General features: G+C 66.1%; 9 protein-coding genes. 8 read left to right on the forward strand and 1 reads right to left on the reverse strand.

The annotated features are described in order from the left end of the window. The first annotated feature begins 4 nt into the window (after positions 1-4). The 8 genes from rfbC (at position 5) to BMY12_RS03970 (ending at position 11,286) form a co-directional block, all read left to right on the forward strand. Positions 5-568: a dTDP-4-dehydrorhamnose 3,5-epimerase gene (gene rfbC, locus BMY12_RS03935; protein ID WP_093282322.1), complete on the forward strand. Its 564-nt coding sequence runs from the start codon at positions 5-7 to the stop codon at positions 566-568. Then, positions 565-1,446, forward strand: coding sequence for a dTDP-4-dehydrorhamnose reductase (rfbD, locus tag BMY12_RS03940; protein ID WP_093282325.1), 882 nt, complete (start codon positions 565-567; stop codon positions 1,444-1,446). Before rfbC ends, rfbD begins: the two co-directional genes overlap by 4 nt. Further along, positions 1,443-2,534 (forward strand): dTDP-glucose 4,6-dehydratase, encoded by a 1,092-nt coding sequence (rfbB, locus tag BMY12_RS03945; RefSeq protein ID WP_218140074.1) that lies wholly within the window; start codon positions 1,443-1,445, stop codon positions 2,532-2,534. The genes rfbD and rfbB overlap by 4 nt, the downstream gene beginning before the upstream one ends. A 2-nt stretch (positions 2,535-2,536) precedes the next feature. Then, positions 2,537-3,511 (forward strand): UDP-glucose 4-epimerase GalE, encoded by a 975-nt coding sequence (gene galE, locus BMY12_RS03950; RefSeq protein WP_093282327.1) that lies wholly within the window; start codon positions 2,537-2,539, stop codon positions 3,509-3,511. Between the two features lie 236 nt (positions 3,512-3,747). Then, entirely contained in the window at positions 3,748-6,822 is a 3,075-nt protein-coding gene (locus BMY12_RS03955) for a Calx-beta domain-containing protein (RefSeq protein ID WP_093282330.1), read from the forward strand. Positions 6,823-6,934: 112 nt separating this feature from the next. Next, on the forward strand, positions 6,935-8,935 hold the full coding sequence (gene tkt, locus BMY12_RS03960) for a transketolase (RefSeq protein WP_093282463.1): 2,001 nt from the start codon (positions 6,935-6,937) through the stop codon (positions 8,933-8,935). A gap of 95 nt (positions 8,936-9,030) precedes the next feature. Continuing rightward, entirely contained in the window at positions 9,031-10,035 is a 1,005-nt protein-coding gene (gene gap, locus BMY12_RS03965; RefSeq protein WP_093282332.1) for a type I glyceraldehyde-3-phosphate dehydrogenase, read from the forward strand. A 75-nt stretch (positions 10,036-10,110) separates the two neighbouring features. After that, on the forward strand, positions 10,111-11,286 hold the full coding sequence (locus BMY12_RS03970; RefSeq protein WP_093282465.1) for a phosphoglycerate kinase: 1,176 nt from the start codon (positions 10,111-10,113) through the stop codon (positions 11,284-11,286). Between the two features lie 305 nt (positions 11,287-11,591). Here the strand turns inward: BMY12_RS03970 and BMY12_RS03975 are convergent, their stop codons facing one another. After that, entirely contained in the window at positions 11,592-12,752 is a 1,161-nt protein-coding gene (locus BMY12_RS03975; RefSeq protein ID WP_093282468.1) for a D-alanyl-D-alanine carboxypeptidase family protein, read from the reverse strand. Positions 12,753-12,802: the final 50 nt, after the last annotated feature.

Below are 12,802 nucleotides of genomic sequence, written 5' to 3' on the forward strand. Positions count from 1 at the left end.
TTCGATGAACGTCATTGAAACCCGTCTCCCCGGCGTGCTGATCTTCGAGCCGAAGGTGTTTGGCGATGCGCGCGGTTTTTTCGTGGAGACTTTCCGCGAATCCGTGTGCCGTGAGCGCGGCATTCCGCCTTTCGTGCAGGACAACCAGTCGCGCTCGCGGCGCGGTGTGCTGCGCGGTCTGCACTATCAGCTGCTGCAGCCGCAGGGCAAGCTGGTGCGCGTGGCCAGCGGCCGCGTCTTCGATGTGGCGGTGGACGTGCGGCGTGGCTCGCCCACTTTCGGGCAATGGGCGGGCGTGATTCTGGATGATGTCTCGCACCGCCAGTTCTACGTGCCGCCGAACTTTGCGCACGGCTTCGTGGTGCTGTCGGATACCGCGGACTTCGTCTACAAGTGCACCGACTATTACCACCCGGCTTCCGAGGCCGGCATCGTCTGGAATGATCCGGACGTGGGCATCGAGTGGCCCGCCGAGGTGCTGGACGCGGTGCTGCTCTCCGACAAGGATCGTGCGGCGCCCCGGCTCAAGGACCAGCTTGCCGAGAAGCTGCCGGTGTACGCGCCATGAGCATTCTCGTCACCGGTGCCGGCGGCCAGGTGGGCCGTGAGCTCACTGCGCGAGCCGGCGGGCGCAAGCTCATCGGCCTGGATCGCGCCGCGCTGGACATCACCGATGAAGCGGCGATTCTCGGCGCCATCGAGGCCAACGCTGCGCGCGTGCTGATCAATGCCGCCGCCTACACCGCCGTGGACAAGGCCGAAAGCGATCAGGCCAGTGCCTTCGCCGTGAACCGCGATGGCAGCGCGGCCCTGGCGCGTGCCTGTGCGCAGGCCGGCATTCCCCTGCTGCATCTGTCCACGGATTATGTTTTCGACGGCAGCGCGCCGGCGCCTTACCCGGAATCGGCAGCTGCCGCACCCCTTGGTGTCTACGGCCTGAGCAAATGGGAAGGCGAGGTCGCCATCCGCAAGGCCCTGCCGCAGCATCTGATCATCCGTGTCGCCTGGGTGTTCGGCGAGTTTGGCGCCAACTTCGTGCGCACCATGCTGCGCGTGGGGCGTGAACGTCCGCAGCTGCGCGTGGTGGCCGATCAGCGTGGCGCCCCCACGCACGCCGGCGCCATCGCCGAAACGCTGCTGGGGCTGGCGGACCGCATCCTGGCGGGCGAGTCGCTGCACTGGGGCACGTATCACTACACCGGTGCGCCGGTGACCACCTGGCATGGCTTTGCCGAAGCGATCTTCGATGAGGCGCTGGCACTGGGCCTGATCGAGAAAAAGCCGCAGGTCACGGCCATCACCACCGCCGACTACCCCACGCCCGCCCGGCGCCCGGCCAATTCGGCGCTGGACATGACGCAGGCTGGGCTACAGTTGCAGCTGCGGGCTGCCTCATGGCGAGACGGCCTTCGCGAAACGCTACGCGCCTGGAAGTCGGCCTCATGAGTTATCAAGCCCAAAACATGCTCGTCACCGGCGGCGCCGGCTTCATCGGCTCCAACTTCGTGCGCTATCTGCTGGGCGCCGATGCGTCGGTGCGCATCGTCAACCTGGATCTGCTCACTTATGCCGGCAAGCTGGAGAACCTGGAAGACCTGCCCGGCGCGGATCGGCACCACTTCGTCAAGGGCGATATCTGCGATCGTGAGCTGATCGACAAGCTGCTGCGCGAGCACCGCATCGACACCGTGGTGCACTTCGCCGCGGAAAGCCATGTGGATCGCTCCATTCACGGTCCCGGCGAATTCGTGCGGACCAATGTCGTGGGCACCTTCACCCTGCTGGAATCCGCGCGCCAGTACTGGATGGCCGAGCAGAAGCTGGACAAGGCGGCGCTGGCCGCGCAGCGGCGCTTTCATCACATCTCCACGGATGAGGTGTATGGCTCGCTGGGTCCTCAGGACCCACCGTTTCGCGAGACCAATCCCTACGAGCCCAACTCGCCGTACTCCGCGAGCAAGGCCGGCAGCGATCATCTGGTGCGTGCCTACTTCCACACCTACGGCTTTCCGGTCACCACCACCAACTGCTCCAACAACTACGGGCCGTATCACTTCCCGGAAAAACTCATTCCGCTGATCATCCTCAACGCCCTGCAAGGCAAGCCGCTGCCGGTGTACGGCGATGGCCAGAACGTGCGCGACTGGTTGTTCGTCACCGATCACGCCAGTGCCATCGCCCGCGTGCTGCAGGCCGGCAAGACGGGCGAGACCTACAACGTCGGCGGCTGGAACGAGAAGAAGAATCTCGATGTGGTGGAACAGATCTGCGCCATCCTCGACGAGCTTTCGCCGCGCAAGGACGGCAAGCGCTACGGCGAGCAGATCAGGTTCGTGACCGATCGTCCCGGTCATGATCGCCGCTACGCCATCGACGCCGGCAAGCTGGAACGCGAGCTGGGCTGGAAGCCGGCCGAGACCTTCGAAACCGGCATCCGCAAGACCGTGCGCTGGTATCTGGACAATCTGATCTGGGCGGAAAAGGTGACCGGCAGCGCTTACGGCGACTGGATCGCCAAGCAGTACGGCGCTTGATCATGCGCGTGCTCGTCGTCGGTGGTGCCGGCTACATCGGCTCGCATATGTGCAAGCTGCTGGCCGGGCGCGGACACGAGGTGGTCGTGTTCGACAATCTGGTGACCGGCCATCGCGAGGCGCTGCGCTGGGGTCGTTTCGTCGAAGGCTCCCTGCACGACGCGGCGGCGCTGGACGCGCTGTTCACGCAGCATCGCTTCGATGCCGTGATCCAGTTCGCCGCCAGCATCGCGGTCGGCGAGTCGGTGCGCGAGCCGCTGGATTATTACCGCAACAATGTCGGCGGCACGCTGGAGCTGCTCACGACGATGAAGCGCCACGGCGTGCGGCGCTTGGTGTTTTCTTCCACGGCCGCGATTTTCGGCACGCCGCAGTACAGTCCCATCGACGAGAATCATCCGCACGCACCGCTCTCGCCGTACGGGCATTCCAAGCTGATGGCCGAGCAGGTGCTGCGCGATGCCGCCGCCGCCGGTCATCTGGATGCCGTGGCGCTGCGCTACTTCAACGCCGCCGGCGCCGATCCGGAGGGCGAGCTGGGCGAGGCCCATGATCCGGAGACGCATCTGATTCCGCTGCTGCTGAAGGCCGCGTTGGGGCAGGTTCCGCCGGTGACCGTGTTCGGCAGCGACTACGACACCGAAGACGGCACCTGCGTGCGTGACTACATCCACATCTGCGATCTGTGCGAGGCGCATCTGCTGGCACTGTCTTATCTGCAGGACAACCCCGGCTTCTCGGCCTTCAATCTCGGCAACGGCAAGGGTTATTCGGTGAAGCAGGTGCTGGCGGTGGTGGCGCAGACCATCGGCCGGGCGGTGCCCACGGTGATGGGCCCGCGTCGCGCCGGTGACCCCGCGCGCCTGATCGCATCGAGCGAACTGGCGCGCAGCAAGCTGGGCTGGCAGCCGAAAATGCCGGAGCTGGAAACCATCATCCGCACGGCCTGGCGCTGGCATCAGGCACCCGGCTTTTAGAAAGCTTTTACCGCGCATCGGGCGTTTTACTGACAACTTTCTGAGGCTGGCTGATCTGGCGCGGTGGCACTGTGCGGTGGCGCGCAGCGCCAGGCGCCTTTGTCGTTGACGGTTTTCCGACGCGTAATTATTCTGCCTTTGGGGAACTGCAGTATTTCAATGGGGAGCCGATCCGCATCGCGAGCATCGGCCAAAGATTTCCCGCTCACGATCAAGAATCATCAAGGTTGGGGAACATGCGCGTACTTCGCGGTCTGGCTGTGATCTCGGCGTTGCTCTTGTCCGGCGCGCCCGCGCTTTCTTCCGCCGCCACTTATGTGGTCAATGCCACGGACGACGGTTCGCTCAGCGGCCTGGGCGTGGCCTGCCCTTCGGGCGCGCTGACGCGTTGCACGCTGCGCGGCGCTATCGAGGCCGCGCAGGCCAATGGCGAGAGCGCCAACACCATCCAGCTGCAGGTGGAGGGTGTGGCGGTGCAGAGCGCGCTGCCCACCATCACCAAATCACTGAGCATCACCGGGAGCCTGGGGAGCGGCGCTCCGACGCATATCGCGCGACTGGCCTCCGTGGCACGCGGCAGCTCGGATCAGTATTGCTACGGCATCAGCAATGCCGGCACGGTGTATCCGCTGTTCAGTGTGGATGCCAGCGGCAGCAGTTCGATCAACGTCAGCTTCGAAAACATCCTGGCCTGTTTCGGCGATGCCCGAACCACCGCCCGTAACGGTGCGGGTGGCGCGATCCACTTCAGCGGCAGCAAGCCGTCGGTGCTGAATCTGGTCAACGTGCGCCTGATCAACAACCTCGCCGATGTCGGCGGCGCGCTGTCCGTGAGCGGCGCCGCGCACGAGGCCTACATCAGCGGCTCCTCGCTGAGCGGCAATGTCGCCACGGGTGGCGGCGGCGCTGCATTCTTTCAAAATGGCAAGGTGGAAATCCGCGCCTCCACCATCGGCCCTTACTTCGCCACGGGCACGGTCGCGGCCGACGCCGCTGCGCCCAAGCTGCCGTTCTCGGCGGATGGCAACAGCGCCGGCACGGGCGGTGGCGGCTTGTGGGTGGATACGGCCAGTCTGAGCCTGATCCGCAGCTTCGTGGTGGCCAATACCGCGCCCCAAGGCTCGGCGCTGGTGCTGAGTGCGTCCGGCGGCGGCACCACGCCGCCGGCGACCCTGATCGGGAACACCATCGCCCGCAACCAGATCAGCGGTTCCGGCAGCGGCTCGGCGATCTACGCCGCCAATGCCTCGGCCAGCCTGCCGGCCACGGCCACGGCGCCCTTCGTGGGCAATATCGTCGCCGACAACAGCGGTAGCGGCTGCGTCGCCATCATTGGCAATACGGTGGCCGACACCGGTGGCTACAACCTGTTCAGCGACGGCAGCTGCACGGCCGGTGGCGCCACGCCGGTGCTGCCCGAGAATCTCTACCGGCCCAGCGCCACGATCTTCTGGAACATCGCCGCCGGCCGTGTCACCAGCGGCGGCGTCGGTGGCTTCGCCTCGCGCGGTCTGGCGCCCAGCGTGCTGCCCATCGTGGCCGAATCCCCGGCCGTGGACTTCGTGAAGTCCAGCCATCAGCTCAAGGACGCCAACAAGGCCGACGCACGTGGCGCGGCCGTGGTCGACGGCAATGGCGACGGGCTGGCGGTGGCCGATATCGGCGCGTATGAATTCGGCGGCTACGGTCTGGTCGGTTTCGTGCCGCAGAGCAGCGCCGGTTACAGCATTGGCGAGCCGGCCAGCGGCAATGCCTCGCTGCCGCTGCCGATCAAGAACTTCGTCGGCACCGCCACCACCTCGGCGCTGCGCGTGAGCAGTATCGACGCCAGTCTGGCGGCGCTGCCGTCGAGCTTCAGCCCGGGCAGCGCCTCGCCCGATCTGGCCGGCAAACTGAATGACTACGCACCGCTGTCCAGCGTCATCGTCAGCCCTCTGGCGGTCGGTGCCAGCGACAACACCGCCAAGCTGCTGGTGCACGCCGATTCGCTCAGCGAGGCGGATGAAAGCGTGCGCCTGCTGCTCAGCGGCCTGGACAATGTCGATGCCGACGTGCAGCCCAGCGGCAGCAGCACGCCGTTCTGCCTGGATGGCAGTGCCGGTGGCTACTACCCCTGCGCCACGCAGACCGCCACCATTACCGGCGATCTGCCCAGCGGCTTCCAGTTCCAGAAGACGGGCGTCGCCGTGCCGGAAGCCGGCGGCACCTTCGGCCTGACCGTGGTGCGTACCGGCGACCTGAGCAGTGCCGCCACCGTCACCTGTTCGGCCAGCAGCGGCACCGCCGTCAAGAACCGCGATTTCGTGGTCAGCGATCAGGTGCTCAGCTTTGCGGCCAACGAATCCAGCAAGCTCTGCGTGGTGAGTGTGCTACAGGACGCCGTGGTCGAGTCCACGGAAACCTTCACCGTGAATCTGAGCGCGCCGAGCAAGGGCAGCATTCTCACGCCGGGCAGCGAAACCGTGGGCATCATTGACGACGACAGCGCCGACACCGTGCTCTCGCTGTCGCAGGCCAGCTACTCGGTCAATGAGGCCGCCGGCAGCCTGACGGTCACGGTGACCCGCAGCGGCGACAGCTCGGCGGCGGTGGAAGTCACCCTCGCCACGCAGGATGGCGCGGCGGTGGACAAGACCGACTACACCGCCACCAGTGCCACCCTGAAGTGGGATGCGGGCGCAAGCGGCAGCCAGACCGTGAACATTCCCATCCTGCAGAACAGCATCAAGGACGGTTCGCGCCAGTTCAGCGTGCTGCTGGGCGGGGTCAAGAACGACACCGAAGGCAGCAGCAAGAAGGTGGCGCTGGCCAGCCCGGACTCGGCGACGGTGACCATCGTCGATGACGATGCCAGCACCGCGGGCATCACCCTGTCCACCAGCAGCGTGGCCATCGTCGGCACCGGCAGCAGCGTGTACAGCATCACCCTGAGCCAGGTGCCGAGCGCCGATGTGCTGATCGCGCTGAGCAGCAGCGACAGCAGCGTCGTCGCCACCTCGGCCGACAACGGCACGGCAACGCTGAAGTTCCCGGCAGGCAGCACCACGCTGACCCGCTCGGTGAACGTGAAGTCCTCGGCCAATCCCGCCAGCGGCAGCACGCTCACGGCGCAGATCTCGCACAGCGTGACCTCCAGCGACCTGCGTTACGGCGCGGCGACGGTGGCCAAGGTCACGGTCACGGTCGGCAGCACCAATTCGGTGCCGCCCAGCAGCGGCAGCACGGGCGGTGGCGGCGGCGGTGCGCTGGGCTGGCCGAGTCTGCTGGTGCTGGCGGGCGGACTGCTGCTGCGCCGCAGGCGGCGCGGCTGAAGCAGGGCAGGCATTAAAAAAAACCCCGGTCCGGCCCGGGGTTTTTTTTCTTGCCCCTCCGCCGTCCAGCACGGACAATAGCGGTTCCCTCTTGCCGTCAAGGCCGATGACGATGCCAACCCGTTTTGCGCTTGCCAATGCCATCCGCGCGCTGTCCATGGACGCCGTGCAGAAGGCCAATTCCGGCCATCCCGGCATGCCCATGGGCATGGCCGACATCGCCGAAGTGCTGTGGAATGACTTTCTGGTCCACAACCCGGCCAATCCGCGTTGGGCCAACCGCGATCGCTTCGTGGTCTCCAACGGCCACGGCTCCATGCTGCTGTACTCGCTGCTGCATCTGACGGGTTATCCGCTGCCGATCAGCGAGCTGCAGAACTTCCGCCAGATGCATTCCAAGACCGCCGGCCATCCCGAGTACGGCATCACCCCGGGCGTGGAGACCACCACCGGCCCGCTGGGACAGGGCCTGGCCAATGCCGTGGGCATGGCGATCGCGGAAGCCGTGCTGGCCAGCCGCTTCAACCAGGGCGGCCACAAGATCGTCGATCACTACACCTACGCCTTCGTCGGCGACGGCTGCCTGATGGAAGGCATCTCGCACGAGGCCTGCTCGCTGGCCGGCACCCTGGGCCTGGGCAAGCTGGTGGTGCTCTACGACGACAACAACATCTCCATCGACGGCGAGGTCGGCAGCTGGTTCCGCGACGACACCCCGGCGCGCTTCGAGGCCTATGGCTGGCAGGTGGTGCGCAATGTCGACGGCCACAATCCCGCCGAGATCAAGCGCGCCCTGGAAACCGCGCGCGGCCAGAGCGAAAAGCCCACGCTGATCTGCTGCAAGACCGTGATCGGCTTCGGCTCGCCCAACAAGCAGGGCAAGGAAAGCTGCCACGGCGCGCCCCTGGGCGAGGCCGAGATCAAGCTGGCCCGCGAAAAGCTGGAATGGCCGCACGGTCCTTTCGAGATTCCCGCCGAGATCGCCAGCGCCTGGGATGCCCGCGCCAAGGGTGCCGAGCGCGAGGCTGCCTGGCAGACCGCGTTCAAGGCCTACGCCGCCGCCTACCCGCAGGACGCCGCCGAATTCGAACGCCGCATGAGCGGCCAGCTGCCGGCCGACTGGCAGCAGACCATCGAGACCGCGCTCGCCGAGGCGGCCAAGGCCACGGCGCCGGTCGCGTCGCGCAAGGCTTCCAAGCTGACCCTGGACGCCATCGCCGCCAAGCTGCCGGAACTGTTCGGCGGTTCGGCCGATCTTTCCGAATCCAACTGCACCGACTTCAAGGGGCATGTTTCGGTAAAGCCCGGCAAGCTGGCCGGCAACTACCTGAGCTACGGCGTGCGCGAGTTCGGCATGGCCGCCGCCCTGAACGGCATGGCCCTGCACGGCGGCCTGATTCCCTTCGGCGGCACCTTCCTGGTGTTCTCCGACTACGCGCGCAATGCCATCCGCATGGCGGCGCTGATGAAGCAGCGCAGCATCTTCGTGCTCACGCATGACTCCATCGGCCTGGGCGAGGACGGCCCCACCCATCAGCCGGTGGAGCATGTCGCGTCCTTGCGCCTGATTCCGAACGTGCAGATCTGGCGTCCGGCCGACCAGTTCGAAACCGCCGTGGCCTGGCGCAGCGCCATCGAGCGCAGCGACGGCCCGACGCTGCTGGCGCTGTCGCGCCAGAACCTCAACCCGCAGGCCCGCAGCCCGCAGCAGCAGGCCGACACCGCGCGCGGTGGCTACGTGCTGCTGGAGCCGCAGACCGCCGCCGAGGCGGTGATCATCGCCACCGGCTCGGAGGTGCAGCTGGTGATGGACGCCGCCAAGCAGCTGGCCGACAAGGGCCGCGCGGTGCGCGTGGTGTCCATGCCCTGCGCCGAACTGTTTGCCAAGCAGGACGCCGCGTATCGCGAATCGGTGCTGCCGGCGGCGCTGCGTCGCCGTCTGGCGGTGGAGGCGGGCGTGTCGGCCAGCTGGCGCGGCCTGGTGGGTTTCGAAGGCGATGTGCTGGGCGTGGACAGCTTCGGCGAATCGGCGCCGGCCAGCGCGGTGTTCAAGCACTTCGGCTTCACCGTGGATCAGGTGGTGGCCAGGGTCGAGGCGCTGCTGGCGCGGTAAAATTCCAGGTTTGAAGGGGTTGCGGGCAAGCCCGTGACGGGAAAGCGGATTGGCATCAGTGCGCAGTGGCGCACACAACATCAGAGGATCGTGAAATGGCAGTCAAGGTTGGCATCAATGGCTTCGGTCGCATCGGTCGCAATGTGTTGCGCGCCGCAGTGCAGAATTTCGGCAGCGACATCGAGATCGTGGGCATCAACGATCTGCTGGAGCCGGACTACCTGGCGTACATGCTGCGCTATGACTCCGTGCACGGCCGCTTCAAGGGTGAGGTCAGCGTCGAGGGCAACACCCTGGTGGTCAACGGCAAGAAGATCCGCCTGACCCAGGAGCGCGACCCGGCCAATCTGAAGTGGGCAGACGTGGGCGCCGAAGTGGTGATCGAGTCCACCGGCCTGTTCCTCGACAAGGTCACCGCCGAGAAGCATCTGGCTGCCGGCGCCAAGAAGGTGGTGCTGTCGGCGCCGTCCAAAGACGACACCCCGATGTTCGTCTACGGCGTGAACCACAAGACCTACGCCGGTCAGGCCATCATCTCCAACGCTTCCTGCACCACCAACTGCCTCGCGCCGCTGGCCAAGGTGCTGAACGACAAGTGGGGCATCAAGCGCGGCCTGATGACCACCGTGCACGCGGCCACCGCCACGCAGAAGACCGTGGACGGCCCGAGCAACAAGGACTGGCGCGGCGGCCGCGGCATCCTGGAAAACATCATCCCGTCCTCCACCGGCGCCGCCAAGGCCGTGGGCGTGGTGATTCCCGAGCTGAACAAGAAGCTCACCGGCATGAGCTTCCGCGTGCCGACCTCCGACGTCTCCGTGGTGGACCTCACCGCTGAACTCGAAAAGCCCGCCACCTACGCGGAAATCTGCGCGGAAATGAAGGCGCAGAGCGAAGGCGCGCTCAAGGGCATCCTCGGCTACACCGAAGACAAGGTCGTGGCCACCGACTTCCGTGGCGACGCCCGCACCTCGATCTTCGACGCCGAAGCCGGCATCCAGCTCGACAGCACCTTCGTCAAGCTGGTCAGCTGGTACGACAACGAGTGGGGCTACTCCAACAAGTGCCTGGAAATGGTGCGCGTGGTGGCCGGCAAGTAAGGCCGCCGTGTTTTGCGAAAAGCCCCGCTCGCACGGGGCTTTTCTTTGTCAGCAATCTGTTTGGGAAAGATGACCATGACCGTTCTTCGCATGTCCGACCTCGACCTCGCCGGCAAGCGCGTGCTGATCCGCCAGGATCTCAACGTGCCGATCGCCAAGGGTCGCATCACCTCCGATGCGCGCTTGCGCGCGTCCCTGCCCACGCTGAAGCTGGCGCTGGAGAAGGGCGCCAGCGTGCTGGTGGTCTCGCATCTGGGCCGGCCCAAGGCCGGCAAGCTCGACCCGGAAGCCTCGCTGACCCTGGTCGCCGCCTGGCTCTCGCAGGCGCTGGAGCGCACCGTGCCGCTGATCAGCAACTGGATCGACGGCGTGAACCTGGAGCCGGGCCAGATCGCGCTGGGCGAGAACACGCGCTTTCTCAAGGGCGAGAAGGACGATGACGAGGCGCTGTCGAAGAAGATGGCGGCGCTGTGCGATGTGTATGTGATGGATGCCTTTGGCACCGCGCATCGCGCCGAGGCCTCCACGCATGGCGTGGCGCGCTTTGCGCCCGCCGCCTGCGCCGGTCCGCTGCTCGCGGCCGAGCTGGACGCGCTGGGCAAGGCCATGGCCAAGCCGAAGCGTCCGCTGGCGGTGATCGTCGGCGGCAGCAAGGTCTCCACCAAGCTGGACCTGCTCAACAATCTCGCCGATGTCGCGGACCAGCTGATCATCGGCGGCGGCATCGCCAACACCTTCCTGGCTGCGGCCGGCTACAAGGTCGGCAAGTCGCTGTGCGAGATGGACATGCTCGACACCGCCAAGGCGATCCGCGCCAAGATCCAGGCGCGCGGCGGTGACATCCCGCTGCCGGAGGACGTGGTCTGCGCCACCGAATTCTCGGCCGAGGCGCATGCCGTGGTGCGCAAGGTCGATGAGGTGCAGGACGACGAGATGATTCTCGACATCGGCCCCAAGACCCGCGCCAAGCTCGCCGCGCAGCTGCGCAGCGCCGGCACCATCGTCTGGAACGGCCCGGTGGGCGTGTTCGAGTTCGAGTCCTTCGCCGGCGGCACGCAGGCCCTGGGCGAGGCGATTGCCGAGAGCAGCGGTTTTTCGCTGGCCGGTGGCGGCGACACGCTGGCCGCCATCGACAAGTTCGGTCTGGCCGAGAAGATCGGCTACATCTCCACCGGTGGCGGTGCGTTCCTGGAGTTCCTGGAAGGCAAGACGCTGCCGGCCGTGGCGGCGCTGGAAGCCCGCGCGAAGTAAGCCGCAGCACACACGCAGTGGGTAGGGCGGGTTAGGCGCGTGAGCGCCGTAACCCGCCGGGCTTTGCTGTTGTTGCTAGTTTTTTTGCTTGATCTATTGCCTTCTTCCGCCGCCCTCCGGCGGCGGAGTCACTTCTCTTTGCTCGTGCAAAGAGAAGTACCTCGGGCGCCGGAGGCGCACGAAACCAAGGCCAGATCGAGAGCCCAAACCAGAAGCAACTGCAAAGCCGGCGGGTTACGGCGCTTTCGCGCCTAACCCGCCCTACGGTTTTTGTGGTTCTTACCTGGCGAAGGCGCGCGACTTGCTCAGTGCGCGAACCAAAGGCGAATGCTGTCGATCAGGCGATGGAAGAAACCGCCCGCCGGCACATCCTGCAGCACCACCAGCGGAATCGTGGTGTAGGCCTTGCCGTCCAGCGTCACCGTGGCGCTGCCCACGCTCTGGCCCTTGCTCAGCGGGGCCACCAGCGGCGTCTTGATCTGCGTGCTCAGCTGCACTTTCGCGGAATTGCCGCGCGGCAGCGACAGCGATACCGGCTGCAGGGTGCCGACGCCGATCTCGTCCAGCTCGCCCTTGTACACGCGCAGGGTCTGCGCCGGCTTGTCGGCGCCCAGCAGCTGCACGTTCTCGAAGAAACGGAAGCCGTAGTTGAGCAGTTCCAGGCTGGCCTGCTCGCGGTATGCCCAGGTATCAGCGCCCATCACCGCGGCAATCAGGCGCCGGCCGTTGCGATTGGCCGAGGACAGCAGGCAGTAGCCCGCCGCATTGGTGTGGCCGGTCTTGATGCCGTCCACGCTCGGGTCCTTCACCAGCAGGCCGTTGCGGTTCTCCTGCGCGTGCTTGATCTTGTAGCTGAAGGAACGCTCGGAATAGATCTTGTAGTCCTGCGGAAAATCGCGGATCAGGGCGCGGCCCAGCAGCGCCAGATCGTGCGCGCTGGTGTAGTGCTCGGGGTCGGGCAGGCCGCTGGCGTCCACGAAGTGGGTGTTCTTCATGCCCAGCTTCTTGGCTTCGTGATTCATCATCTCGGCAAACGCCGACTCGCTGCCGGCGATGTGCTCGGCCAGCGCGATGCTGGCGTCATTGCCGGAGACCACGATGATGCCGCGTAAGAGATCGATGATCTTCACGCGGCTGCCCACGTCCAGGAACATGCGCGACTCGGAGGAATCGATGCCCTGACGCCAGGCCTTCTCGCTGACCAGCGCCTCGTCCTCGTAATGCAGGCGGCCGTGCTTGATCTCGTCGAAGGCCACGTAAGTGGTCATCACCTTGGTGATGCTGGCCGGTTCCACGCGGTCATCGCCGTTCCTGGCCGCCAGCACTTCGCCACTGGCGTAATCCATCAGCACGTAGGCCTTGGCCTGGATGTCCGGCGGCGCCGGAATCGGTTCGGCCTGCGCGGCGAGCGGCACGAGTGTCGACAGCAGCAGCAGGGCGAGGCGGCGGGGAAGCGGAGTGTTCATCATGCAGGACGTTGCTCGGGTCACGGTCAGGGGGAAGGTAAGAGAGCTTG

The organism is Solimonas aquatica, assembly GCF_900111015.1.
In the GTDB taxonomy this organism is placed as follows: Bacteria; Pseudomonadota; Gammaproteobacteria; order Nevskiales; family Nevskiaceae; genus Solimonas; species Solimonas aquatica.